Origin of the sequence: Gordonia oryzae (genome assembly GCF_003797185.1) — a bacterium.
Classification (GTDB): domain Bacteria; phylum Actinomycetota; class Actinomycetes; order Mycobacteriales; family Mycobacteriaceae; genus Gordonia; species Gordonia oryzae.
Map to the genome: position 1 here is coordinate 127,194 of NZ_RKMH01000004.1, position 26,331 is coordinate 153,524.

Genomic DNA, 26,331 nt, shown 5'->3' on the forward strand with positions numbered 1-26,331 from the left:
ACTGCCCCGTTCCGCTGAAGCATCCGAGATTCGGGAGGTCTCATCCATGTCGCAGGGCCCGACGGGAGTCTCGGACATCCCGACTGCCGACGCTCCGGAACCGTTGCTCATGTACCTCTGCAAACGGCTCGAGCAGGTCATCCGGCATCGCCTCGATTACGTACTGCGCCCGTGGGGGGCGACGGCGGTGCAGTACACCGCGTTGACCGTGCTGGCCAACAGGCCAGACAACACCGTGACCTCGGCAGTGTTGGCGCGTCGCAGTTTCGTCACCGCGCAGTCGATGCACGACATGGTGCGTGCGATGGAGCGCAGCGGATGGATCGAGCGCACGCGCGACGATTCGCATCGCCGGCAGAAGCTCATCAGACTCACCGAGAGTGGTCGGCAGATGCTCGCCGAGGTAGCGCCGCTGACGGCGGAAATCGAGCGGACCATGCTCGGTGAGTTCGACGATGCGGCGCGTGTGCAGTTCCGGACGATGCTCAACAGCTCGTACCGCGCGCTCGCCGGCGCCTCCTGAACACGGCCCTCACCGCCTTGGCGAAAGTGCATCTTCGCTGAGCTTTGCCTGATCAATGACGCCGAGGCGCTCCGAAGGCTTTGACTGCTCTGGCCGCCGGAATCCGACTGCGCGAAGCGGCCCGCGCTTGATGCCCGGGGTGCTCGCGGCCGTCTCTGGTCCAGCGGCCGGGCGAAGCGGATATGTGTCACGAAGTTCCGCAATGGTTTTCGGTTACAGAGGCTGGTGAGTGGCAAGCGCCTCGACCACCGTGGGGAAGGCGTGTCGACCGGCGGTGGGAACTGCCTTCGATGCCTGAGCGTAGAGGTAGTATTCGCCTATACGTTCGATTGACCACGCGCCGGGGAGGAGGGTCCGACTGATGCGCATCGATGGCGGGACGAGGCGAGAGGCGTCGATTCTGCACGCCGATCTGGACTCCTTCTATGCCTCCGTCGAACAGCGTGACGACCCGGCTCTGCGAGGTCGACCGGTGCTCGTCGGTAATGGGGTGGTGTTGGCCGCCAGCTATGAGGCGAAGGCGCGCGGTGTCCGCACGCCGATGCCCGGCCGGGAGGCGCGAGCACTGTGTCCCGATGCGGTCGAGGTGCGTCCACGGTTCGAGGCGTACATGGAGGCGAGTCGGTCGGTCTTCGAGATATTCCGCGACACAACACCTCTCGTCGAGGGGATCTCCGTGGATGAGGCATTTCTCGATGTGGCCGGCCTCCGGCGTCTCGTCGGTGATCCGGTCGCCATCGCCGAGATGCTGCGGTCCCGCGTACGCACCGAGGTGGGTCTGCCGATCACGGTCGGCCTCGCGCGTACGAAGTTCCTCGCGAAGGTGGCAAGCGCCGTCGGCAAGCCCGACGGGCTCCTCGAGGTCAAGCCGGGTACCGAACTGGCATTTCTGCACCCGCTTCCGGTCCGCCGACTCTGGGGTGTCGGCCCCGTGACGGAGGCCAAACTCGCCGACGCGGGGGTTACGACTGTCGGCGACATGGCGCGTCTCGGCCAGAAGGCGTTGTGCCAGATCGTCGGTCCCGGCGCCGGCCGCCACCTGTTCGCGCTGTCGCTCGCCCAGGACCCGCGGCGTGTCCAGACCGGCAAGCGGCGCAGCTCGATCGGCTCACAGCGGGCCCTCGGCCGCAGGCCCCGGCCCGAGGCCGAGATCGAGGCGTCGATCATCGCCATCGTCGACCGGCTCGGCAAGCGACTGCGCGGCGCCGATCGTGTCTGCCGAACCATAGTGCTGCGCTTGCGTTTCGACGATTACTCCCGCGCCACGCGCTCACGCACCCTGCCCGAGGCCACCGACCGCACCCAGGTACTGATGGGTTGTGCCCGGGCGTTGTTCGACGACGCCCTGCCCCTCATCCGGGAACGCGGGTGCACACTGATCGGGCTGTCGCTGGCCAACCTCGACGACTCCGACTCGCTGCAGATGACCCTGCCCTTCGACGACGATCATCAGCCGGAACTCGACGCCACGATGGACGAACTCCGTAACCGCTTCGGCCGGGACTCCGTCACCCGAGCAGTGCTCGTCGGGCGCGATCATGGCGCCGACGCCCCGATGCTGCCCGACTGAACCTGAGGACACGGTGCGCACAATGCGCATAACACGACTTACGAGCACAACAGTGACTGTGATCCGCATTACCCACAGACTCCTCGTGTAGCCGACGACACGCAGAGTCGTCGGGAAGCACGGCAGAAAGTTCAGGCAATGTTGGTAGCACTCGGGGTGGCGATGGTCGCCACCTTCATGTTCCTCATCATCACCAAACGCGCGACACCCGTTGTCGCACTGATCCTGGTTCCCGTCGCCTTCGGCCTTTTCGCCGGCGCGGGCCTCGGGATCAGCGACATGATCAAGGACGGCATCAAGGAGCTCGCACCCACCGCGGCGATGCTGTTCTTCGCGATCATCTTCTTCGGCATCATGATCGACGTCGGTCTGTTCGACCCGATCATCGGCGTCATCGTCCGCATGGTGCGCAACGATCCGGCCCGGCTCGTCGTCGGGACCGCCGTCCTCGCAGCCGTGGTGTCACTCGACGGTGACGGATCGACCACATTCATCATCACCACCGCGGCACTCTTGCCGCTGTACCTGAAACTCGGTGTCTCCCCGGTGGTTTTGACTGTTGTCGCCGGTCTTGCCAACGGCACCATGAACATTCTCCCGTGGGGCGGGCCGACAGCGCGCGCGGCCAGCGCGCTCAAGATCGACACCAATGACGTCTTTCTCCCGATGGTGCCCGCACTCGCGATCGGCATGCTTGTCGTCCTCGCCTTCGCCTACCACCTCGGCGTGCTCGAGCGTCGTCGCATCGGCCGCATGGAGATCAAGGAGTCGATGCTGGCCCCGAGCGATGAACTCGTCCTCGCCGGCGCAGGCGGTGGCAGTGGAACCGATACGCCCACCGGTCGTCGCCGCCTCTTCGGTCGCGGAAATGGTGGTGGTGCGACCGGATCGGGCTTCGGGTCGGCGGGCGCCGGCGGCGACGTGCCCGCCCGCCCCCACGACGATGCAGCCCACGACGATGCAGCCCACGACGACTCCGACGCCACGGCCTCCTTCACCGGCGTGCTCGACCCGAACCGGAAGTCGCTGCGGCCCAAACTGTTCTGGATCAACGCCGCACTCACCTTGGTGCTACTGGCGATCCTCGGCATGGACGTCGTCGCCATCCCCGTGCTGTTCATGATCTTCGCCGGAATCGCTCTCGCGGTGAACTTCGCGCACATCAAGGATCAGCAGGAGGCCATCACCCGGCACAGCTCGAGCATCGTCTCGGTGGTCGCGATGGTGCTCGCTGCTGCGGTGTTGACCGGAGTGTTCAGCGGAACCGGCATGGTCGATGCGATGGCGCACTGGATGGCCGACGGCATCCCGACCTGGATGGGTCCGCACATGGCCGTGGTCATCGGCGTGCTGTCGATCCCGTTGACCTTCCTGATGTCCAACGACGCCTTCTATTTCGGTGTGCTGCCGGTGCTCTCGGAGACCGCGACCCGTTACGGCATCGACCCCTCCGAGATGGCGCGGGCGTCAATCACCGGTCAGCCGTTCCACATGCAGAGCCCGCTGGTACCGGCGATCCTGTTGCTCGTCGCACTGGCCGGGGTCGGCCTCGCCGATCATCACGCGAAGGTACTGTGGCGAGCTGCGGTGGTCTCGCTGGTGATGCTGGGCGTCGGCTGCCTGTTCGGCGCCATCCCCTTCTGAGCCCCGTTCGGCGCTTCCCGCCACCGGCTGATCCCACCCACGCCTAGGCTGACCGTATGCGATTGCGAACGCAGGTACTGCTCCTGCAACTCGCCGTCATCGCGGTCAGCCTCGGCGTGGGTTTCGGCGTGGTGGTCTACGGATCCGACGACCGGGTCCGCGACGAGTACGCCCAACGGGCATTGGCGATCGCCCAGACGATGGCCGACGATCCCGACGTCGTCGCCTCCGTCGCGGCACATCAGGGCACCGACCTCGACCGAGCCGAACTCGTGAACTCGTCCCTGCGTCGCCAGGCAACCGCCGTGGCCCGCAGCACCGGTGCGCTCTTTGTGGTCATCGCCAATGCCGACGGAATCCGATTGGCGCACCCCGACATCGACGAGATCGGCGTGCACCTCTCCACCGATCCGTCCCGGGCTCTGTCCGGTCAGATCGACATCACCACTGATCGGGGAACGCTCGGCGACTCGGTCCGGGCAAAGGTCCCCATTCTCCAGCCCGGACTGACCCATCCGATCGGCCTGGTCAGCGTCGGCGTCTCGACGCAGAAACTCACCCGCGACACCCGCCGCGACATCCTCGCCACCGGGCTCATCGCGCTCGTGGCCCTCGCCGTCGGCGCAGTGGGGTCGGTGCTGCTGGCCCGCCGATGGCGGCGCCTGACCCTCGGTCTGGAGCCCGACGACCTCGCCGAACTCGTGCGTGAGCAACGGGCGGTGCTGCACTCGCTCGATGACGGTGTCCTGGCTGTCGACAGCGCGAACGTGCTGCGGGTCGCCAACGACCGCGCCCGCCGACTGCTCGAGGTGTCCGCGCCGGTCGGCACTTCCGTCGACGCTCTCGGTCTCACGCCGCGGGTGCGTGGTGTGGTCGAAACGCCGACGCCCGAGCCGGTGGCCGCCACCGTCGGGGATCGGATCGTGCTGGTGTCGTCGCATCGGGTCACTGCCGACGGACGTGACCTGGGCATGGTGCTGTCGGTGGTGGATCGCACCGATGTCGAGGAACTGAGCCGCGAGGTCGACGCCGTCCGCGCGATGAGCGTGGCCCTGCGCGCGCAACGCCACGAGACCGCCAATCGCATGCACGTGCTCGCGGGGCTACTGCGGCACGACAACGTAGACGAGGCTCGCGCCTTTCTCGACGACCTCACCGGACCGCACGCTCGCACCGTCGACGGAATCGAAAATGTCGACGAACCGCATCTGCGGGCGTTCCTCGAGGCCAAGGCCAGTCATGCGCGCGAGCGGGGTGTCACGCTGCGTCTCGGCCCCCAGACGTGGGTGGCGGGTGCTCTCGCCGATGCGGTTACAGTGACCGCGGTAGTGGGCAACCTCGTCGACAACGCCATCGACGCTGCGGCCGGCCGAGCCGACGCCGAGGTGGAGGTGGAATTGCTGACCGATCCGGGCGCAGTCGACGACGGTGCGACGCACGCGACACTGTTGGTGACAGTGTCGGATTCGGGACCCGGCATCGCCTTCGAGAACCCGGCGGAGATCTTCACCGAGGGCGTCACCACCAAGACCGACCCCGCCGTGCCCGGCGGCCGGGGGATGGGCTTGTCGATCGTCGGGCAACTCGCGCGGCGAATCGGCGGTGAGGTGACCATCGCCGAGCGGGGCGGAACCGGCTGCGGCGGTGCGGTATTCGTGGCCCGGCTACCGGGCGTGATCGAGGAGGGAGGCTGGTCGTGACCGACCAGGCGCCGCGCACCGACGGCTACGGGGTGCTGATCGTCGACGATGACTTCCGGGTTGCCGCGCTGCATTCCGCGATCGTCACGGCGGTCCGCGGATTCCGTGTGGTCGCCCGCGCCGGGACGCTGGCGCAGGCGCGTACGGCGCTCGCCGAGCGCCCCGACATCGAGCTGGTGTTGCTCGATGTCTACCTGCCCGACGGTTCCGGAATCGACCTACTTGCCGAATTGCATTGTGACTGTTTCATCGTCGGCGCCGAGACCGACGCGCGGGCGGTGCGTGCGGCTACCCGTGGGGGCGCGTTGGCCTACCTGATCAAACCCTTCGCCGATACCGAGTTGGCGCGCCGTCTAGCCGGTTACGCGCACTATCGGCGTGTGCTCGAAGCGCCCCGAGTCAGTCAGGACCAGGTCGATGCGGCGTTGTCCGGCTTGCGGTTCGGCACGGTGCCCGCCGAGCGGCCCGCGGGCGCGTCTCCCACCGAGCAGCGGATCCTCGAGTTGTTCGACGACACCGGCAAGGGGTTGTTCGCCGACCAGGTCTCCGATGCCATCGGCATCTCGGCGGCCACCGCCCGCCGGCACCTCGCGGCGCTGGTGTCGGCGGGACGGCTGGTCATGTCACTGCAATACGGCGGCACCGGACGCCCACGGCAGGAGTATCGCAGGCCGCGCACGTGAGGTGGTCGTCGTGCGCAAGCACTTCGATGGCTTCGACGCGCCGCGGGCACGCGGCAGGTGAGATCGCACTGTCCTCGATGTGTAGTAGCCCGGTCATGGCGGCAGTGCCCGTACGGTAGTCCCACAAGTTTCTTGTGCACATCAACAATCCCCCTGTGTCACCGGCATTCGCGACGTAAGTACAGATGATTGAAGATTGAATATCGCAAACCCTCGGCAATCACGCAGACGCGGGCATCCGACGACCCGGCTCCTTGCCGTGCGCGGGACCGCTACAGTTGTCAGCCATGACGACGCACGTGGATGCCACCAGCCCGGATCTGATCACCGTGGACGTGCCGACGCACTGGTACAACCTCGCAGCCGAACTCGACGAGCCGATTCCGCCGCATCTGCACCCGGGCACCAAGGAGCCGGTCGGCCCAGAGGATCTCGCCGCACTCTTTCCGGCCGGGTTGATCGCTCAAGAGGTGTCGACCGAGCCCTACATCGAGATCCCCGAGCCGGTCCGGGAGATCTACCGGATGTGGCGGCCGTCGCCACTGATTCGCGCGCGACGCTTCGAGGAGTCGCTGAACACCGGTGCGCGGATCTACGTCAAGTACGAGGGTGTCAGCCCGGTCGGCAGTCACAAGACCAATTCGGCTGTCGCGCAGGCCTACTACAACTCTGTGGACGGAGTGCGCAAGCTGACGACAGAAACCGGTGCAGGCCAGTGGGGTAGCGCGCTGGCCTTCGCCGGAGCGCAGTTCGGCATTGACGTCGAGGTGTGGCAGGTGCGTGCGTCCTACGATTCCAAGCCGTACCGCGGATATCTGATGCGGACCTATGGCGGGACGGTGCACCCGAGTCCGTCCGACCTCACCGAAGCCGGCCGCGCGATGCTCGCCAAGGACCCGAACACCACCGGGAGCCTGGGCATGGCCGTCAGTGAGGCCGTCGAGATCGCCGCGACCCACGACGACACCCGGTACGCGCTCGGCAGCGTCCTCAATCACGTTGTGCTCCATCAGAGTGTCATCGGCCAGGAGGCCGTCGAGCAGCTCGCCGGCGTCGAGCCCGGTGGTGCCGACGTCGTCTTCGGTTGCGCTGGCGGCGGATCGAACCTCGCCGGGCTCTCGTTCCCGTTCCTGCGGGAGAAGCTGGCCGGACGGTCGAATCCGCGGATCGTCGCCGCTGAACCCGCCGCCTGCCCGTCGATCACGCAGGGTGAGTACCGGTACGACCACGGTGACGTCGCCGGACTAACTCCGCTGCTCAAAATGCACACGCTCGGAATGGATTTCGTTCCGGACCCGATCCACGCCGGTGGCCTGCGCTACCACGGCATGGCGCCCGCGCTGAGCCACACCGTCGAACTCGGGCTCGTGCAGGGCGTCGCGATCGCCCAGCGCAAGGCCTTCGAGGCCGGAGTCACGTTCGCGCGCACCCAGGGCATCGTGCCCGCGCCGGAGTCGACGCACGCCATTGCCGCAGCCGCGGCTCACGTCGCCGACGATCCGACCGAGCAGGTCGTCGTCATTGGATTGTCCGGCCACGGTCAGCTCGATCTGCCTGCCTACGCGGAGTTCCTCGACGGCACGATGGCCTGAGTGGCCCTCGACCGGTCTCACGTGTGACACGCACCGCTGGAGTCGATCTCGCGGCCGCACCGCGATCGACGGCGGTTGCGGTGATCGACTGGTCGGCCGACGTCGTGCGACTAGTCGAGCTGGTGACACCCGCCGACGATGCAACCATCCGGACCCTGGTGGCCGGGTCGGCGCGGGTGGGGATCGATTCGCCGTTCGGGTGGCCCGAGGAGTTCGTCGAGTTCGTCGTCGCCCACCGCCGCGGCGCGACGCCGACCGGCAGCGGACTCGATGCCATCGAACGCCGACGTCGGTTGGCATTTCGGCGCACCGACCGGTATCTCGTCGAGCACGGACTGGGGCGGCCACTCAGCGTCTCCGCCGATCAGATCGCCCACGTCGCGTTCCGCTGTGCCGGGCTGCTGGCCGACCTCGACGTCGTTGACCGTGTGGATGGCTGGGCAGTGGAGGCGTATCCGGCAGGCGCTCTGCGACACTGGGGCCTGCGTTCCCGCGGCTACAAGCGGGCGGGCAACCGGGAGTCGCTGGCCGGTCTCGTGTCGGCGCTGCAGGACGCGGCCGGATGGCTCGATCTCGGCGATCACCACGCGCTCATGTGCGGTGACGACAACGCCTTCGACGCCGTCGTCACCGCACTCATCGCCCGTGCCGCGCAACTGGGGCACACTCGTCTACCGGACGACGCCGACCGATCGGTGGCGCTGCGAGAGGGCTGGATTCATATTCCCGAATGCTCGTTGGAGGCACTGCGCTCGTCGGGGTGAACTGGAACCAGTACGGTTGCGTGACCCCCGTACGCCGGGGAGTATCCGGCCTCGACCGCGGGTGCGCCCCGATCCCGTGCGCACTCGACGGCACCGGCGATCAGTGGGTGCGCACGAGGCCGGTCCTGCGGTATCCCGTGGTGTCCGCGCGAAGGGTGATCGCAACCCAGCCGACCACCTCGTCATCGAGGTAGGCGACACCCGGCGGGCGCTCGGCGGCACCGAGCCGCCGGACGTGGGGTGCATGCTCTCGCTTCGCCAGGTGCGGGCTTAGTCGTTGAGGATTCGATAGCTCAGGCACCGGCAGGCGTTGGCTTCGGGACGCTTCAGTCCGACCAGGGTGGCGACGTGCGTCTCCGGAGGTGCCTGCACGGCCATGACAACCAGCCTCACCCACTCGGCGTGCAGGTGCAATGGACAGCACTCAAGCGCTTGTATATTTCTGAATCTGAATCTAACATCAGAAAAGTCGAGCCGAACTCGCGCGCCCACTCCCCTCACCTGAAAGAGGCCTCACATGGCGATGATGACCAGGGACTCCTACGTCGCGTCCCTCGACGACGGGCGCCGAATCTTCGCCGAGGGAGAGCAGGTCAAAGATCTCTCGCGGCATCCGCAATTCACCACCGCCATCCAACTCGTGGGCCAGGGTTACGCCGATCACTACCGGCCGGACGATGATGCCAGTGGTCCGTACTTCGACATCCCGCGCAGCCCTGCCCAACTCAAGGAGTTGCTCTCGGACCTGCTGCACTGGGACATGGTCACCGTCACCACCAGCCAGGGCCTACTCGCGCTGCTGACCGCGGCTGCCCGCATGCGCGCCGATCACCCGGAGGCGTCCGCACGCATCGAGGGCTATTTCGATTACTGCCGACGCAACGACCTGCGCTGCGTGCAGGCCATCACCGATGCCAAGGGCGACCGTCGGCTGCCGCCGGGAGCGCAGGAGGATCCCGACGTCTACACGCGGATCGTCGAGCGTCGCTCCGACGGGGTCATCATCCGTGGCGCCAAACTGCATATCTCGTCGGCGGCGGTCTGCCACGAACTCGTCGTCATGCCCACCAAGAACATGAAACCAGGGGAAGAGGATTACGCGATCGCATGCGCGGTGCCGGTCAACGCGCCCGGCGTGCGCATCGTCAACACCAGCTACGCGCCCCGTGAGCGCCAAGGCGATTTCCCAGTCAGCGCGAAACACAATATGCCCGAGGGCTTCATCATCTTCGACGACGTCTTCGTCCCCGCTGAGCGGGTCTTTCTCGACGGCCAGGTCGGCCATTCGGCGACCTTCGCCCACGCCCTCGGACTGTGGGAGCGTCTCGGTGGAACCGCCCATATGTCGGAGTTCGCCGATCAACTCGTCGGGCTGGCGCAGCTGATCGCCGAGGCCAACGGCACCGAACGCATCAACCACATTCGGGAGAAGATCGCCGAAATGGTCATCTACGCCACCATGATCCGGTCCGGCCTCGAGGCGGCGATTGCCAATGCCGAGGAGAGCCCGGAGGGCTGGTACTTCCCGAGCGAGCTCTACACCAATGCCGCCAAGCATTACGCCGCAGCCGATTACAGCCTCATGGTGCGTCACCTCCATGACATCGGCGGCGGCTCGATTCTCACCGCACCGTCGACCGCCGACCTCGACAATGACGAGGTAGGCCCGCTGATCAAGAAGTACATGCGCACCAAGGACGGCATCGACGGCGATTACCGCACCAGACTGTTCCACGCCATCCGTGACTTCACCGCCGACGCCTACGGTGGCTGGCAGCTGGTGACGATGCTGCAGTCCGGCGGCGGGCTGTACGCGCAACGCCTGGTGGCTCGCAAACACTACGACATGGACAAGGCCAAGCGCTCGGCTCTGGAGCTCGCGGGATTGGCATGACGCACCACGGGATTCCCACGGGACTCGACGCCTTCGCCCGATATCTGCGGCGTCGCCTGGCAAGCCTGACCGGTGAGTTCTGTGGCGCGGCAGCCGATCCTGCTCACTCCGAATCCGGAGGCGACAGAATCGCGGCGGTCGAAGAGCTGCGTGCGGGTCACGAGCAGGTGGTGGCGCGAATGCGCCGACTGCAGGGGGCGCTGTTCGACGCGGGTGTTGCATGGCCCGGCGGGCCGGTCGAGCACGGCGGGCTCGGGCTGTCCGCGGCACACGACGAGGTCTTGGAGAACGTACTCGACGAGCTCGGATTCCCCTCCCGAGAGGCACTTTTCGTCGGACTGAATATCGTCGCGCCGGCCCTGCTCGCGCACGCGCCCGCGCACGTGCGCGACTCCGTGCTGCCTGCGCTGTTCCGGGGCGATTTGATCGGCTGCCAGTTGTTCAGCGAGCCCGGCGCCGGGTCGGATCTCGCGTCGGTGAGCACCCGTGGGGTGCGCGACGGCGACGACTGGGTGATCACCGGTCAGAAGGTGTGGACCTCGATGGGCCATCTCGCCGATGTCGGTGAGGCCCTGGTGCGCACCGATCCCGAGGCGCCCAAACATGCTGGCCTGACCATGTTCCTACTCGACATGCACGCCCCGGGGATCACGGTGCGCCCGATCCGGCAGATGACCGGTGGTGCGGCGTTCAACGAGGTCTTTCTCGATGGCGTCCGGGTCGCCGACGGTCGTCGGATCGGGGGGATCGGTGAGGGCTGGGCGGTGGCGTCGACGAGTTTGGGTAGCGAGCGGTCGACGATGAGCGGACCCGGCGGCCCGCTGACGCCGGTCGTGATGGCGCGGCTCGTCGAACTGGTACGCCGCCTCGGTGCCGAGGCGGATCCGGTCCATCGGCCGCAGATCGCGCGTACCGTGACCGCTGTGACTGCCATGCGTGCTGCGGCCGGGCTCAGCCCTGGATCGTGGAGCCACCGGATGGCGCCGGTCAGCGGTTCGGTGCTCAAGTTGCTGATGGTCCGCGCCGCCGACGAGATCGCTTGCCTGGCAACCCAAGTGCTCGGGGAGCGGGCATTCGTCGACAACGGTGACCCGGACACCTTCGCGTGGTCGGAGTTCGTCCTCGGCGTTCCCGCCCTACACCTGGCCGGTGGTACCGACGAGATCCAGCTCTCGGTGATCGCCCACCGCGGACTCGGGCTGCCCCGCAGATGATTTCCGGCACGACTGTGCCACACCACCCACGAAGGAGTGTCGAGATGGAGTCGTTCATCACCCACCGCAAGGGCAGGACGCCTCGCCAGGTTCACCGCGACGTCGAGGACCTCAAGGACGACGAGCTCGGCCGCTACGGGTTTACCGGGCGAACCGCACACCTGTACCGCCGCCACGACCCGACGCAGTACCGTGCCATCGGAGATCTCGCCGGGGTGGACCGCGCGACAACGGATCTGACGCCGACCGATCAGATCGATCCGGCCGGTGAGCCGCTGCTCATGTTCCACAACGCCGATTGTCGAATCTCGTTGTCGCGTCGAGAGACCCCGGCGCCCTTCTACACCCGCAACGTCGATGGTGACGAGTTGATCTTCGTCCACAAGGGCACCGGTCATTTCGAGACCGAGTTCGGGCGACTGGCCTACCGGCCGGGCGACTGGGTCTACCTGCCGAAGGGCACCACCTTCCGGCAGATCCCCGACGATCGCTGCCACTTCCTGATCATCGAGGCCACCGAGGAGTACCGGGTCCCCGAGGCCGGTGTGCTGGGACGGTTCTTCCCGTTCGACCCGTCGTTGGCGGTCGTGCCCGAGGCGGAGGTGTTCGCTGACGATGGGCGCGAGGAGTACGAGGTGCGCTTCCGGCAGCATGAGGGCGCCACGTCGCTCTTCTACCCGTTCAACCCGCTCGACGTCGAAGGCTGGCGCGGAGACAACTTCGCGTTCACATTCAACATCGAGGACTACGACGTGATTACGTCAGAGACGGTGCATCTGCCACCGACGGTGCATCTGTTCATGCAGGCCACCGGCGTGTACGTGATGAATTTCCTGCCCCGTCCCGTCGAAGGTCGTCCGGGTACCGAACGGCTGCCGTGGTATCACCGCAACACCGACTTCGACGAAATTGCGTTCTACCACGGCGGCAGCGTGTTCGGCATCGACATGCCGCCCGGGCTGATTTCGCATGCACCACAAGGAATCCACCACGGGATTCCCGAGCGTGCGCGCGAACGAGCCCGCCGCCGATTCGAGGTCGACCAACGCGTCGAATGGCAGGTCATCGCGATCGACACGCGTCGTCGACTCATCGCCACCCCGGTGATGACGGCCGCAGCTGCCGCCGAGATCGCCGCGGAGGCGAAGGTATGAGCACCACGTGTTCGGCGGCGCGCAATGTCGACTACGACCGCATCCCCTATCTGGTTGTCTTCGACGACACCTCGGCCTACCGGGACACCTACGGCGGTGTCACCGAGAGCGTGGTGCTCGAGAGCTATCTGCTGCAGCCCAAAGGAATCAGCTCGGACACCGTGATCGTGTTCATGCACCCCATCGGTGGTGGAGCCTATCTACCGATGACCAATGCTCTCGCTCGCGCCGGCCACCACGTCATCTACTGCAACAGTCGCTACCGGGGTGTCGACAGCGCGTTGATCATGGAGAAGGTCGTCCAGGATCTCGGCGCCTGCCTGAGAGATGCCCGTGATCGGCTCGGCTATCGCACTGTGGTTCTCGCCGGGTGGAGTGGCGGCGGCGCGTTGTCGTTGTACTACCAGCAGCAGGCGCAACATGCGACGATCACCGCCACCCCTGCCGGTGATCCGCCCGATCTCACGCAGCTCGATCTTCCTGCGGCGGACGGGATGATGCTGCTCGCCGCGCATGTCAGCAGGCACGGGACGCTCACCGAATGGATGGACCCGTCGATCCTCGACGAGACCGATCCCGACAATCGTGATCCCGAACTCGATCTCTACAACCCGAACAACCCGAATCAGCCGCCGTACACCGACGAATTCCTCGCCCGATATCGAGCGGCCCAGATCGACCGGAACCGCCGCATCACGGCGTGGGTGCGTGAGCAACTCGACGATCTGCGGACCAGGGGAGAACCGTTGCTGGAGCGGGGATTCGTCGTGCACGGCACCATGGCCGACCCGCGGTGGCTCGATCTCACCCAGGACCCCAACGATCGTCGACCGGGTTGCTACCTCGGCGACCCGAGGATCGTCAACATGGGTCCAGTGGGCCTGGCGCGCTTCACTACCTTACGGAGTTGGTTGTCGCAGTGGAGTTTCGACGACGCAAACGGCGATGGGCCACGGTGTGCCGCCGATCTCGCCGTGCCCACGCTGGTGCTCGGCAACAGCGCCGACAATGCGTGCACGCCGAGCCACACCCAACGGCTCTACGACGCTGTCGGCCACCCGGACAAGCAGATGCACACCATAGTCGGTGCCACTCATTACTATTCCGGTCGCGCTCAGTTGCCGTACCTGAAGGCGGCGGTCGACACCATCACCGGGTGGCTGGGTGAGCGGTCATGGACGAGGCTCTGAACAGCACCGGTCCGGCCGGCACCACACCCGGTATCTCGCCGGACGAGGTGCGTGCCGCCCTGCGCGACTACTTCGCGACCCGACCCGGTCTCGACGAGGTACGCCGCACCCGGGATGGTCGGCAGCCCAGCGGATTCGACGAGAGCAGCTGGCGAACGCTCGCCACGGACGTCGGGCTGTGCAGCTTGGGTATGTCGCCGCGGTGGGGTGGTCTGGGATTGGGCCTGGACTGCTTGGTGGCCGCTGTCGAGGAGTGTGGAGCCGCCCTGTATCCCGGACCGGCGCGAGCCGCCGTCCTCGCGGCTTGGGCGCTGGGTGAGGGGGCCCTGGTGGAGGGTGGACAGGGTGACCTCGCCGATGCCGACGACGTCACCGAGACCATCAAGGGGCTGCTCGCCGGAATGGTTGTCCCTGGGTCCACTCTCGACGCCCAAGTCGCAGAGCCACAATGCTTCCCGCTCTGGCGTGCCGGCGCGACGACCGGTGTGCTCTCGGCGGTGTCGCACGGTGTTGTTGCCGGGCTCACGGTCACCGAGGTGCGCACCGACGACGGCATTGCCGCCGCGCTGGTGATACTCGACGACTCCGTTGACCGGAGGTCCCGAACCACCGTCGACTTCGCACTACCGCGCACCGATGTGATCGTCACCGGTGCGCCGACCCTGCTCCTCACCGAGCCGGGCGATGACACTGCGCTGCAACGAATCCGCGATGCGTCGACGCTCATGCGTGCCGCCGAGCAGGTTGGCGGCGCCGCGGGGTGTGTGTCGTCGATGGTCGAATATGCTGGAGTCCGAGAGCAATTCGGCCACCCGATCGGCAGCTATCAGGCCATTGCGCACCGGTGCGCTCGGACTGCGGTCGACGTGGCCGGTGCCCGCGGATTGGTGACCGCGGGCGCCGCGGCGCTGGACCGTACGACATTTGCCGACCCCGATACCGCGGTACACCTCGCGTCATTGGCTCATGCTTCGGCCGGCGAGGCCTATCTGGCGGCCTCGAGTTCGCTTATCCAGGTCAGTGGTGGTATCGGATTCACCTGGGAACACCATGCGCACCTCCACTTTCGGCACGCTCGAACGCTCGCGGCGGCGGGCGGAACCCCGGCGGAATACTACGACCGTGCGGTGGTGGACGGCTGCCTGGATTTGGTGACTTCAGGAGTGGGAGGCAACGAAGCCGTGAATCCAATCGAGATGGCGAGCGGGTAGGCCGGATGCTCCCAGACGGGCGTTGCGCCCGAGGAGAAGTGGCGAGTCGTCGGGAAGATGGAGGACGTCGGCGGTGGTGATCGAGGCGTACTGCACCCGCCGGGTGCGGTCTCGCCGGAGGTTCTCGTAGCGGGCGCGCGCGGCGTCGAGGTCGATGCCCGCGGCAAGTTGGTCGGCGAGGACGATCGCATCCTCGATGGACTGGTTGGCGCCCTGACCGTGGTGCGGGACGAGGGCGTGTGCGGCGTCGCCGAGCAGGGTGATGCGGCCGTGGTTCCATCGCGTGAGCGGCGGCCGGTGGAACAACGCCCACCGATCCCCGACAGGGGCCGCCTCAACCATCTCCGTCACCGCCGGATGCCAGTCCGAGAAGCGCCGCATCCGTTGATGATCAGTGGCCGGCGCGGTCCAGGCAGGGTAAGGCCACGGTGCCGGGCCCCGTTCGACGAGCAGGAAGTTGTGGGCACCGGACCCGATCGGGTAGTGCAGCAGGTGGCCGCCCGGTCCTATCCAGAACTGAATGGCGTCGGGGTCGGGTAGTAACCCCAGGTGCGACGGGTTGACGATGCCACGAAAGCCGGAGCAGCCCGAGTAGAGAGCGTCATCGTAACCGAGCACGAGTCGTCGAACGGTCGAGCGGGCACCGTCGGCACCGATGACGAGATCGGCTGCGGCGGTGGTTCCGTCGTGGAAGGTCAGAACTGCCTCGGTACCGCTGTCGTCGATGCCGGTGAGCGTGCGGCCCAGATGCAGGGTGTCGGGACCCACAGCCGTCGACAGGATGGACTGCAGATCGGCCCGGTGCACGCCGGCGTAGGGCGCACCATAACGGCGGCGGTACTCCTCGCCGCCGTAGTGCCGGCCGATGATCTCGCCGGTGCGGCCGTCGCGGAAGATCAATTCGGGAATCTCGGCCCATACCTTGGCGAACCGGTCACCGAGTTCGAGCTGACCCTCATAGAAGCGCGTCGCGTTCGCCGACAGCGCGACGGCTGCACCGACCTCCCTTAGTTCCTCGGTGCGTTCGTAGATCTCACAGGCGATGCCATGGCGACGAAGCGCAAGTGACAGCGTCAGGCCGCCGATTCCTGCGCCGATGATCGCGATGCGTGGGCTGCGCACGTTTCACTCCTCCGCCTCGGCTACCGCCGAGCAGAGGACACCTTCGGTTGCAGTGGCACCGTCGCCGCCTCGACAAAGCTCGCAGCGAGTGTGGCGGGCGAGGACAGTTGCGCTTCGTGGCTACCGGGGGTCCGCAGCATCGGTGAGCCCTCGGGGAGGCGCGCGGCGAAGCGTTCCCAGCCGTATTCGCCTGGGGGCAGCGCCAAGTCGTCATCGGCGAGCAGATACACCGAGGGAAGTGCGAGCCGAGCCCAGTCCTCGAGGTCGAGCGAGTCATTCATGGTGTGGAACGGCTGACGTTCGAGGAGCGGGTGGATGACTCGCTGGACCTCGGCACTGACGTCCTGCATGAACGCTGCTGCGACGACCTCGAAGGGGAACATCACCGAGTTGTCCCGCGATGACTGGGCCGAGGCCCGGAACATGTCACCGTAGGCGGGAGGGCAGAGGTCGATCAGCGATTCGCCCGTGAGGGGAACGAAAGCGCTCCAGTAGACGAGGCGCTCGATCCGATCGGCGATCGCGGCGGCCGCGCCGGACACGGGGAATCCACCCCAGCTGTGTCCCACGAGAACGATATCGTGCAAGTCCCTATCGCATACATAATCAACAAGCGCTGCAACGGAATCCGATAGCCGAACCTCTGCCCGCTCGTCTTCGGTACCGAGTCCCGGCAATGTTGGCGTATAGACGGTGTGCCCCTGTTCGCGCAGGATCTCGGCGACGGGTCGCCATGACCATCCGCCGTGGCAAGCACCGTGAACGAGGACGAATGTGAACATATGCCACCTCTCAGCTGTGATCCATCCCATACCTCTGCCACGCTAGGTTTGCCATCCATGTAATACAAGGACGAAAGATCGGAGCATTCATACAATGTGACGATCAATGCCCGAGATGGCTTCGGCGGCAGAGCCTGTGGAAGCCGCGGATCACGATTCCTCACTGGAGGGCGGTCACGCCGACTCCTGCCACCTCGCCGATGGTGTCCTGGCCTTCGTGGGCGGCAATGGAGTCTCGTTCGATGACGACAACACTCGGCGACACACGCTTGGGTGTGTCTCCCAATTCCCTTTGCGGGTCTTGGCGGCCCGATTGCGCCCTGGCCGCGTTGTCGTCGGTCGCGATAGCTGCCGCTATCGCTTCCTCCTCCGCCTTGCCAGAATGCAATCGTTCGCGCCAATCCCTCGCAGAAGAATTGGGCGACACACCCTAGTCACGACGGTCATTGTCCCCCGGCCCCACCGTGCACCCAACCACGATGAGTAGCCCAGTGATCGGCCATCCCCTACACCCCACACCTCTCCCCTGCCCGCGAGCGTTTCCTACGCCGGCAACCGATCGTGCCGACCATCTCGCTGCCGTCGACCGGACGCGGCGTGCTTCGTGATAGTGCGAGAGTGGCCGTCAAGTCGCGCGTGGTGAGTTCGGTTCTCCTGATGGACGATTCGTGCCACGAAAGCTTCGAGAGGTGACAATGAGCTGCTGAGAGCCATCGACTTCAGAACAGAACCAGGGGGATGAGCGACGGCCACCACGGTGGCACCCCCTCTGGGCATGCGGGCGAGAGTTCCGGGTAGCTGTTGTATTGACTGAACGAGAAAGTCACGAAGAGCCAGACACTCACTAGTAGAGCGAGCGTCATCGACACGAGGTACACGGGGTTGCTTACCCTCATGAGCGCCCCCGAGATGACGAAAAGCGTTACCAGGCCGATCATGTAGGAAACGGGGGCATACATGGTCAGTCCAATGGTCGAGACCAAGGGAAATTGATTGATATCGCACGTCGACCACAGCTGTGCAAGGAGGTATACGCCCCCCAGCATCGCGCCGAAAGCTCCGACGAATGGGGTCAGGGTCGTGCGGAGGATCGGTAACTTGCGGGGCGCCGGGCTCGACTCCGATGCGCCAGTCTGATCCGTGGGCAAACCTGAATTGTGCCGATCCGGCACGCCAGGGTTGTCCCCGGAAGGGCCGTCCCCGGAAGTATTGTCGTCCGAATCCATGTTGGCCCCTTCGCCGTCAACACAAGAGCCTACCGCGCTGCCTTGAGGTGAGGGCCCCGGTGCGCGGCGCTGATACGCGGCGACATTCGGCCCCAACCACGCCACCCGATCACCGCGCCCGACGCCCTGTACCGACAGCGATGCGGCCAGCCGATCGGCGGCCGCGTCGAGGTCGCTCCACGTGAGGTGGCGATAGGGGTCGACGACGGCGATGTCGTCGGCGTGCTCGCGGGCGCGCCGACGGACCGCGGCATCGATGCTGTCGTGGATGTTGGCCTGTGCGGTCATGGCGAAACCTCCGGGGGTGCTGAATCTGAAACTGAGTCTAGATTTAGAATCAGTTGCGCGTTCGGTTACGGTCAGATCAGCCGGTCCCGTAATCTCCAATCCGGATTCACGCGCGGCGTGACCACCGGCACGAACGGACACAGAGAGAGCGGCATGGCGACCAAACGCAAGGGCGAGCGCACCGAGGGGGCGCTGCTCGACGCCGCCCGCGAGGTGTTTGCCGAACAGGGCTACTTCAACGCCAAGATCGCCGACATCACGCGCGCGGCGGGCCGTTCGCCGGGATCGTTCTACAACTACTACGAGAACAAGGCGCAGCTACTCGACGCCCTCCTCGACCAGTTCACCGGTGAGGTCATGGAGCAGTCGATGGCCGCGATGTCCGACGACCCTTACCAGAGTGTGCGCGGTGCGGTCACCGCCTACTGGACGACGTCGCGCCAGCATCTGCCGGAGATGATCGGGCTGACGCAGATGGCGATGACCGACGAGAGGTATGCGCAGCGTGCGCGCGAGATGCGCGCGATCGGGATGCGTGGGGTCATGACGCATCTCAAGCGTGCCCGCAAGGCGGGTCATCTGGCCGGCATCGACCTGCCGACGATGGCCTCGGCGATCATCTCGATGCTCGAATCCTTTTGCTGGACATGGCTGGCAGGCAACGGTGACCTGGGTGTCGAGCCGCCCGACGACGACACGGCGATCACCACGATGACTGCGCTATGGTACGGCGCGATGTACGGTCCGACGGACTGACATCAGGCCGGATCGCGGGCGTCAGGCCAGATGGCGTGCCGCATGAGGCACCGCGTCGCGGGGGGTCTTGCCGTGGAATCCGTCACCGACTGCGCGCAGCTTCCACTCCCCGTTCTCTCGAGAGATGACCGCCATGGTCACCCCGGTGAACGCCATCCCGCCGGCAAGGGTGAACCGGGCCAATTCGGCGCCCGTGGTCTCGTCGACGAGGCGGCAGTACGCGTTGTCGACCTCCTGGAAGGTCTGCCCCTGATACGAGGTGACCGCGAAGACGAGATTGTCGATGGCCGGGTGAATCGCGGTCAGATCGACGTTGATCACCTCGTCGTCGCCCTCGCCCTGACCGGTCAGATTATCGCCGGAGTGCTCGATCGAGTTGTCGTCGCTGCGCAGGCTGCCGTAGTAGACGATGTCGGCGACCTGCCCGCGGGTGAACATGAGCACCGAGGCGTCGAGGTCGATGTCGCGTTGACGACCGCCGAAGAACCCGCCGCGCCTGATCGGGTCCCATCCGAGACCCATCCGGATGCGGGTGAGCGCGACGCCACCGTCCTTGCGCAGCGACACCTTCTGGCCCTTGGACAGATCCACGCGGCGATTCTTTGTCAGGCTGACCTCGCCGGACGCGCCGGGCGGTGCCGGTGCCGGGCGAGTCGGCGGCGCTGGAGGTGGCGGGGCGGATCCCAGCGGCGCGGAACTCTGCGGAGTCAATCCCCTTGGTGGCGAGGCATATCCGGATGCCGACGCGGGTGGCGGAGGTGTGGTCACCGGGGCAGCGTGGGTGACGGCCGGTGCATCGTCGACCGCGACACCGTGATCGCGCACGAGGTCGGCGAAACCGCCCGCATAGCCCTGACCGACCGCGCGGACCTTCCAGCCGGCGCCGCGCCGGTACAGCTCGAGCGCCACCACCACAGACTCGGAGGAGAGCCCGTTGATCGTGTAGGTGAACAGTTCGGTGCCGCGGGCGTCGGTCACGTGGGCGACGGGAGCCCCGAGTCGCCCAAAGCTCGACGACGCGTCGTCGAGGGTGATCACCGCGCGTACGGCGTGGATGTCGGTGGGCACCGCGTCGGTCCGCACCCGCAGCACCGGCCGGTTCGACCGATTCTGCAGGTCCACGCCCGGCCCGGTGGGCTGGTTGTAGAACACGAAGTCGGCGTCGCTGCGCACGCTCATCGCGTCGGTCACCAGCAGGGCCGACAGATCGGCGGGAGCACACACGCCGATGGAGACGAGGACATCGCTTCCCGGCAGCGGCGCATTCTGGCCCTTGGTCAGTACGGTCATGTCCCCATCCTGGCATCCGCGCCGACACGGGCGAGGAACCATTCGACGATCTGCTCCCCGCCCAGCGCCCCGGGATCGGCGGTGATGGTCAGATCGGGGCGCGTCCAACCGATCTGGTCGAGTTCGCCGTGGCACGGTCGGACGGCCGCGTCGGCGTAGGTGAGCAGGTCGATGTCGAGCCGACCGTCGCCGGCGGCGTAGACCTCGTTCGCGGTGGCCAGCGTGCCGTCGTCGACGAGCCGCTCGCGGACGTGGGCCAGGGCCGCAGACTTGGTGACCTCTCGCGGCAGCGCATAGATCTTGCGGCCCTGCTGCGAGACCGTCCACCCTCGGGTCGCGCACCACGCGCGCCAGTCGTCGAGGAAGCCCGCGGGCTGGGCGTCGAGGTCGACGATGATGTAGCAGAACAAATCGTCGGCGGTGCGCAGCGAGCGCACCCAGCCGTCGTCGATGCGGGCCGCCAGCCCGGCCGTCACCTCGGCCAGCGGTGCCGACGTGGCGGCAACACGTCGCTCGATCCGGGCCCGCCACGCCGCGTCGTCGGCGCCATCGCACAGCACACGACCACCGCTGGAGACGACCGCATGGCGAAACGGACTGCCGGGCAATGTGATCCGCCCGAACTGCGCCGGGGTTCGGGTCGTCACCGGGACCACGGGCACCAGCTCGGTGAGCCGCGACAGCAGGCCGTGCGCCCGGCGGGTCATGTAGGAGAGCGGCGCGTCCTGATAGATCTCCACGCACACCGGATCGACGTCGGCAAACTGGCGCTCGCCCATCGCCGTTCGGGAGTAGATCATGGTGCGATCGAGATCGGTGGCCACCAGCCCGGTGGCGACCGGACCTCCGGCGAACTGTCCCAGGGCAGCAGATCCGCTCACGCATCCTCCTTGACGAGCCCGACGCAGGAGTAGGCCAGATCGGAGCGCACCTCGACGGGAACCCCGCGTTCGGCGGCGAGCATCCGAATGTGGTGGTGTTCGGGCAGATCCGGCTCGCGGACGAGAACCATCCACGGCACGCGCCGCAGGAGCACGCGGGTGGTCTCGCCGACACCGGGTTTGACGAAGTTCACCGACGACACCCCGTACTCGTCGCGTAGGCGCTCCATCGACGCCCAACCGGACCACCGCGGCTCTCGATCACTGTCGAGGATGCGCTCGATACTTCTCCGGACGTCGGGCTGCACCTCGGCGAAACGCTCGGACACGGTGTCCAGGAACAGGTTCGACACGTCGAACTCCCGGAGGTGTTCGTAGAACTTGGCGCCGTGGAACTCCGCGGGGCCGATGTGGTCGGCGTTGAGCACCGTGCGCGACACCAATCCCGACACCGTCGAGTTCAGGCACGCCGAGGCGATGAGGAAATCGTCGCGGGTGCCGTAGGTGCGGGTACACGACCCGGGATCGGCGAGGACGGCGAGCTCGTCGGCCAGCCGCGCGCCGCCGGCACGGGCGTAGGCGTTGAGGGCGTCGGTGAGTTCGCGTTGGATTGCGCCCTTGCCGGTCCACCCGTCGACGAAGACCACCGACTCGGGTCGGTGCCGTGCGGTGATGTGGTCGAGGGCGACGGTGTCGATGCCGCGGTCCCGCACGATCGAGATCGTGTAGTGCGGCACGTCGACTCCGTGCGCGAAACGTATCCACCGCCGCATCAGGATGCCGACGGGCGTGCCCGCGCGCGCCAGTGACACCAGCGTGGGCTGCCGGTCACGTTCGGCGACAACGAGTTCACTGACCACTGCGGTGGCGTGTGCGAGTCGGGCAGCGGAATCCCGCAGAGCCGTATGGAACAGCTCCTGGTACTGCGCGCCCGGCTGGTACTCGATCGGCAGCGACTCGGCGTAGTGGGCGGCACCGGACTGGATGCGACGCTCACGCTCGGCCAGCTCTCCTTCGAGCGCCACGTGTGAGAGGTCCTTCAGCAGCCAGGTGACCTCGTCGGGGCCGTATGACCCGAATGCCGGTCCGCGTAACGGCGGTGGTGCCGGTGTGGTCATCGGGGCCCCTTGCCGGTCGGGAGGATCGCCAGGCACACGTCGTGGCCCGCGGCGGTCACCACGTCGAGAAGCCCGCCCGGCGCGCGCAGCAGGTCGGTGTCGGCGGGGGCGTCGATGACCATCGCCACTGATGCACCCGGCACCAGGTTGTAAACGAAACGGGGTGTCCCCGGGTCGGATTCGGGCGCGGTGAAGGTGAACCCGCGGCGCAACGGATAACCGTCGATGTCGCGGACGTGCGCCGGCGAGCGGGTGGTCGTCTGATATCGCGTCGGGATACCGCGCCGGTCGAGGTCCTCGGCCAGACACAGTGGCAGGTACATGAGCTCCTCGTGACCGACGACCACCACCTCGAGCGCCGGGTCGAGGTGGTCGGCCACTGCCGCGGCGGCGTCGGCGACCGCATGAGCGAAAGCCTCGGAATCGCTGTGCGCAAACCCATGTCGGCCACCGTCGGGTACGCCCGACGGCCACCGCAGAGCGATCTCGGTGACGCGGCCACGTCGGTCATCGACCGGGTTGAGCGGGTCGGCAACGCTGTCCCACACGGCGTCGACGAGCCCCTCGGGCAGCTCGATGCTGCCGTCGGCGAGTGCGACGTGATCGATCCGGACACCGAGTTCGGCTGCGACACGCGCAGATTCGGTGCGATGGGCATCGGTGCGCATGTCCACCAGGGAGGCCACCACATACCGGTCGCGCGGCGTGATCCGCTGTAGCGCGGTGATCGCGCGCAAGGCGGTCGAGCCGGTGGAGATCTCGTCGTCGACGAGTACCACCGGTGCCGCCGGGTCGAGCGCCAACAACTCGGGTGAATGTGGTTGCAGGAGATGGGTGGTGGCGTGCGAGTGGCCCTCCTCGAAGGTCCCCGATACGGGAACACCATCGATGTGGCGCCGCGTGGAGTGCAGATACAGCCGCGCCGAACACCGGTGAGCCACACAATGACCGAGGCCGGTCGCGGTCTCGGCGAACCCGAGTACCGTGGCACGCGCCGCGAGGTCGGCACCGAGCAGGTCGATCACGGCGTCGCCGAGGGCGTCGGCGGCACCACGCACCCGGGCGGGCGGGGTGGGGATGTGCTTGCCCAGCACCGTCGACACCAACAGGTGTGCCCGACGGCGGTTGCGCCGCAGCCCGAGGATCACCAGATCGTCGGTGCCGGTCATCGACACCCCGAACTGCTCGGTCACCCAGTCCGCGGGCCGCTCGGCGGTGCTGACGTGGCTCGATGAACTCACGCGGCGTCCATCGCGGTGAGCAGGTCGACGAAGTTGATGCCGGGGGCGGTGACGCCGAATGCGGCGGCCCGGTCCATCACCCGCTCGGCCCACTTGCGGTGCGGTTTCATCTCATTCATCTTGTTGCGGTACGCCGATGCGGCCACCCCGCCGGTCGTGCCGGCCAGGATGTCGACGGCGTCGTGGTACTCCTCGTGGGTGACCACGCTCAACGCGTGCACCGGTGCGACGTGTGCGGGGTGGATGACGGTCTTGCCGTGCATGCCGTTGGCGCGGTCGAGAGCGATCTCGCGGAGGAGACCGTCGATGTCGCGGCTGACGAGCTGCTGGCGGAACCACACCGCGTCGTGATCGCGGAACGGGGTGGTGCGCAGTTGCGGGGCGAAAAGTCGCTCGTGATCGGCGAAGTATTCCCACACCGGCCCGGTGATGACGTGACCGGTCCCGTCCGCGCGGCCGAGGATGTTGACCACGCAGGCGATCGCGTCGGCGGCCACCCGTACGTCGTAGATCGTCAGGTCCCGGTCGCGGCGGATGCCGAACAACCCGCACATGTCGGTGGCGCCGATCCGCACCGCCAGCACCTGATCGCGGTGATCATCGAGAGCTGTTGCGATGGTGGCCAATTCGTCATCACGCGACTCGCGGTGCACCAGTGCCGCCGATTCGAGCACCGGCATCGCCCACAGGTGACCGCCGAGGCGTCGCGCGGACCGATTGATCTCCTGCAACGCCGTATCCGCTTCGCCGGCACTGAATTTCGGGATGACGAACCCGGAGAGCGCCCCGGCGGAGTCGAGCTTGGAGGTGATGGAGGAGATCTGGGAGACCTCGCGGACCCGCACGAACAACAACATCTGCCCGGCCGCGGACCCGTCGAGTTGGTGCAGGGCGGCGACGGTCGCGTCGATCGCCTCGTCGGAATGCTCGTCGGCGACGGCGTCCTCGAGGTCGATGACCATGGAGATGACGCCCTCACGATGACGTCGTGCGATGACCTCGGCCAGATCGGGGCGGGTGGCCGGAACGTAGAGCGTCGCGCCCAGGGCGACGGCGGTGCGGTGCGTCGACCACTGGGCCGTGATCGGCTCGGGCCGACGCAGGAACAGCCGGTCGAGGACGTCGGGAGCGAGCTGGTGAAAGTGCCTCGGTCCGGTGAATTCGGTCGAGTCGGCGACTTCATGCGTCGAGTCGACACCCCGCGGCGCGGTCGTGGTCATCGTGCGGCCACCTGTCCTCTCATGCGGTCGACGATCTCGACGATGCGGTGGTCCACGGCACGTAGCTGTGTCAGATACGACCAGTAATCGGGGTGAACTCGGTCGAGCACCCCCCGCGCCCTCGAGATCCGGTCGGCCTGAGCATCGAGCACCGAGCCCCATTCGTCAACCAGAGCATTGTTGACCGCGAAGTGTTGTGCGTCTCGTAGCCGGAACCGCACCCGCGCCTCGGTGGCCGCCGGATCGGCGCGCACCTCACGCAACAGTCGTAGCCGGTCACCGACGGCGGCGACGGCCGCCTCGGCGGCGCTGAGATCGTCGCGGGCGGCTTCCGCATCGTCAATGGCCTGGTCGGGCGTAGTACGCAAAGCGGTCCGGGCTGCGTCGAGGTGGGCGTCGGCGGCCCGTAGGTGCTCGCGGATGATGGCATCGGAGTCTTGCAGATCCTGCGAACAGTCCGCACTGAACTCGCGTCTCAGGGCCGAGAGTTGATCGGGGATCTGAGACCGACGGGTCTCGATCGCACTGCGTCGGGTGTCGACCGACCGGATGACGCGCAGGGCGCGGTCGGCGGCGCCAGGAGCGTCCGACAATGCCGACCCGACGCGTTCGGCGGCGGCGAGCACCGCCGTCGCCGCCGACTTCCGGGTGCGGATGCCCTCGGCGTTGCCCAACGAGACCGTCGCGTCGCGCAACGCGTCGGCAGCGAGGGAGACGGTACTCAGCCCGAGGAGTCCGGGCGGGGCCTCATCGAGTGCGGTCGCTGCCGCGGTCGCCGCGACCCGCGCGCGTTGCTCAAGCACCCCCAGTTCGGTAACCGAATGCCGGGCACGGTCGAGTTCGGCGGCGTGGGTTTGCGCGAAGCGGCTCATCTCCTCGGTCATCGCTTCCAGCGCGTCGGTGCAGCGTGTGAGCTCCTCGACGCCCGGGCGCGGTCGTTCTGACGCGCCCGCCGCTGCCGAGAGGCGGAGATACTCGGCTGTCACTTCGGCGTAGCGTTCGCGGACCGAGATCCACTGATCTCGGACGCGGGATCGGGGATCGAGATCGTGTGCGGTCTGCGCAGCGGAGTCGATGTCGGAGAGTGCGGATTCGGAGGCGAGGAACGCCGACGTCATTCGATTTGTGTACGCGCCGAGATCGGCTTGTGCGCGTGAGCTGGCCCCGAACCATCTCCTCGCAAACTTCCTGGGCACGCCACCGATGCTATCGACTAGGTTCTTCGACAGGCGTGTCGTATCGGACGAACGGCACAATCGCGAAGGGGT

At 66.9% G+C, this 26,331-nt stretch carries 22 protein-coding genes; 13 read left to right on the forward strand and 9 right to left on the reverse strand.

Annotation, left to right across the window (positions count from 1 at the left end; translation table 11 throughout):
* Nucleotides 1-46 precede the first annotated feature (46 nt).
* The 12 genes from EF294_RS06485 to EF294_RS06540 all read left to right on the forward strand — a co-directional run bounded on the left by EF294_RS06485 (nt 47) and on the right by EF294_RS06540 (nt 15,139).
* Nucleotides 47-523: a MarR family winged helix-turn-helix transcriptional regulator gene (locus tag EF294_RS06485; protein ID WP_123927075.1), complete on the forward strand. Its 477-nt coding sequence runs from the start codon at nt 47-49 to the stop codon at nt 521-523.
* Between the two features lie 361 nt (nt 524-884).
* Nucleotides 885-2,093: a DNA polymerase IV gene (gene dinB / locus EF294_RS06490; protein ID WP_123927078.1), complete on the forward strand. Its 1,209-nt coding sequence runs from the start codon at nt 885-887 to the stop codon at nt 2,091-2,093.
* A 138-nt stretch (nt 2,094-2,231) separates the two neighbouring features.
* The gene (locus EF294_RS06495) at nt 2,232-3,737 is read left to right on the forward strand and encodes a CitMHS family transporter (RefSeq protein WP_123927080.1); all 1,506 of its coding nucleotides are present in this window, start codon (nt 2,232-2,234) and stop codon (nt 3,735-3,737) included.
* 56 nt (nt 3,738-3,793) lie between these two features.
* Complete coding sequence (locus EF294_RS06500) at nt 3,794-5,437, forward strand: ATP-binding protein (protein WP_123927083.1); 1,644 nt, start codon at nt 3,794-3,796, stop codon at nt 5,435-5,437.
* Nucleotides 5,434-6,120, forward strand: coding sequence for a response regulator (locus EF294_RS06505; RefSeq protein ID WP_123927086.1), 687 nt, complete (start codon nt 5,434-5,436; stop codon nt 6,118-6,120). Before EF294_RS06500 ends, EF294_RS06505 begins: the two co-directional genes overlap by 4 nt.
* 287 nt (nt 6,121-6,407) lie before the next feature.
* Nucleotides 6,408-7,712 carry a TrpB-like pyridoxal phosphate-dependent enzyme gene (locus EF294_RS06510; protein WP_123927089.1) on the forward strand — a complete coding sequence of 435 codons (1,305 nt, stop codon included), beginning with the start codon at nt 6,408-6,410 and terminating at the stop codon, nt 7,710-7,712.
* A 23-nt stretch (nt 7,713-7,735) separates the two neighbouring features.
* Nucleotides 7,736-8,476 (forward strand): DUF429 domain-containing protein, encoded by a 741-nt coding sequence (locus EF294_RS06515; protein ID WP_123927092.1) that lies wholly within the window; start codon nt 7,736-7,738, stop codon nt 8,474-8,476.
* Between the two features lie 517 nt (nt 8,477-8,993).
* A complete protein-coding gene (locus EF294_RS06520; protein WP_123927095.1) occupies nt 8,994-10,370 on the forward strand; it encodes a 4-hydroxyphenylacetate 3-hydroxylase N-terminal domain-containing protein in 1,377 nt (458 codons plus the stop codon).
* Entirely contained in the window at nt 10,367-11,584 is a 1,218-nt protein-coding gene (locus EF294_RS06525) for an acyl-CoA dehydrogenase family protein (RefSeq protein ID WP_123927099.1), read from the forward strand. The genes EF294_RS06520 and EF294_RS06525 overlap by 4 nt, the downstream gene beginning before the upstream one ends.
* A gap of 44 nt (nt 11,585-11,628) precedes the next feature.
* Nucleotides 11,629-12,738: a homogentisate 1,2-dioxygenase gene (locus EF294_RS06530; RefSeq protein WP_123927102.1), complete on the forward strand. Its 1,110-nt coding sequence runs from the start codon at nt 11,629-11,631 to the stop codon at nt 12,736-12,738.
* Entirely contained in the window at nt 12,735-13,928 is a 1,194-nt protein-coding gene (locus EF294_RS06535; protein ID WP_123927105.1) for an alpha/beta hydrolase family protein, read from the forward strand. Before EF294_RS06530 ends, EF294_RS06535 begins: the two co-directional genes overlap by 4 nt.
* Nucleotides 13,913-15,139 (forward strand): acyl-CoA dehydrogenase family protein, encoded by a 1,227-nt coding sequence (locus EF294_RS06540; RefSeq protein WP_123927108.1) that lies wholly within the window; start codon nt 13,913-13,915, stop codon nt 15,137-15,139. The genes EF294_RS06535 and EF294_RS06540 overlap by 16 nt, the downstream gene beginning before the upstream one ends.
* On the opposite strand, the gene EF294_RS06545 is transcribed toward EF294_RS06540, so the two are convergent.
* From EF294_RS06545 to EF294_RS21965, 3 genes are all read right to left on the reverse strand, one after another.
* Nucleotides 15,086-16,261 (reverse strand): FAD-dependent monooxygenase, encoded by a 1,176-nt coding sequence (locus EF294_RS06545; RefSeq protein WP_123927111.1) that lies wholly within the window; start codon nt 16,259-16,261, stop codon nt 15,086-15,088. The two genes, EF294_RS06540 and EF294_RS06545, sit on opposite strands and share 54 nt — an antisense overlap.
* A gap of 20 nt (nt 16,262-16,281) precedes the next feature.
* On the reverse strand, nt 16,282-17,043 hold the full coding sequence (locus tag EF294_RS06550) for an alpha/beta fold hydrolase (protein ID WP_123927114.1): 762 nt from the start codon (nt 17,041-17,043) through the stop codon (nt 16,282-16,284).
* A gap of 719 nt (nt 17,044-17,762) precedes the next feature.
* Nucleotides 17,763-18,557, reverse strand: coding sequence for an AMP-binding protein (locus tag EF294_RS21965; RefSeq protein ID WP_246007722.1), 795 nt, complete (start codon nt 18,555-18,557; stop codon nt 17,763-17,765).
* A 153-nt stretch (nt 18,558-18,710) separates the two neighbouring features.
* Between EF294_RS21965 and EF294_RS06560 the strand changes: the two genes are divergently transcribed.
* Complete coding sequence (locus EF294_RS06560) at nt 18,711-19,313, forward strand: TetR/AcrR family transcriptional regulator (protein ID WP_123927117.1); 603 nt, start codon at nt 18,711-18,713, stop codon at nt 19,311-19,313.
* A gap of 21 nt (nt 19,314-19,334) precedes the next feature.
* On the opposite strand, the gene EF294_RS06565 is transcribed toward EF294_RS06560, so the two are convergent.
* The 6 genes from EF294_RS06565 to EF294_RS06590 all read right to left on the reverse strand — a co-directional run bounded on the left by EF294_RS06565 (nt 19,335) and on the right by EF294_RS06590 (nt 26,181).
* Nucleotides 19,335-20,603 carry a TerD family protein gene (locus EF294_RS06565; RefSeq protein ID WP_123927120.1) on the reverse strand — a complete coding sequence of 423 codons (1,269 nt, stop codon included), beginning with the start codon at nt 20,601-20,603 and terminating at the stop codon, nt 19,335-19,337.
* Entirely contained in the window at nt 20,600-21,403 is an 804-nt protein-coding gene (locus tag EF294_RS06570) for an HAD family hydrolase (RefSeq protein ID WP_123927566.1), read from the reverse strand. Before EF294_RS06570 ends, EF294_RS06565 begins: the two co-directional genes overlap by 4 nt.
* 77 nt (nt 21,404-21,480) lie before the next feature.
* Nucleotides 21,481-22,602 (reverse strand): cysteine protease StiP family protein, encoded by a 1,122-nt coding sequence (locus tag EF294_RS06575; RefSeq protein ID WP_123927123.1) that lies wholly within the window; start codon nt 22,600-22,602, stop codon nt 21,481-21,483.
* Nucleotides 22,599-23,843, reverse strand: coding sequence for a phosphoribosyltransferase family protein (locus EF294_RS06580; protein ID WP_123927126.1), 1,245 nt, complete (start codon nt 23,841-23,843; stop codon nt 22,599-22,601). The genes EF294_RS06575 and EF294_RS06580 overlap by 4 nt, the downstream gene beginning before the upstream one ends.
* On the reverse strand, nt 23,840-25,063 hold the full coding sequence (locus tag EF294_RS06585; RefSeq protein ID WP_123927130.1) for an HpcH/HpaI aldolase/citrate lyase family protein: 1,224 nt from the start codon (nt 25,061-25,063) through the stop codon (nt 23,840-23,842). Before EF294_RS06585 ends, EF294_RS06580 begins: the two co-directional genes overlap by 4 nt.
* Nucleotides 25,060-26,181 (reverse strand): hypothetical protein, encoded by a 1,122-nt coding sequence (locus tag EF294_RS06590; RefSeq protein WP_123927134.1) that lies wholly within the window; start codon nt 26,179-26,181, stop codon nt 25,060-25,062. Before EF294_RS06590 ends, EF294_RS06585 begins: the two co-directional genes overlap by 4 nt.
* Between the last annotated feature and the right edge of the window lie 150 nt (nt 26,182-26,331).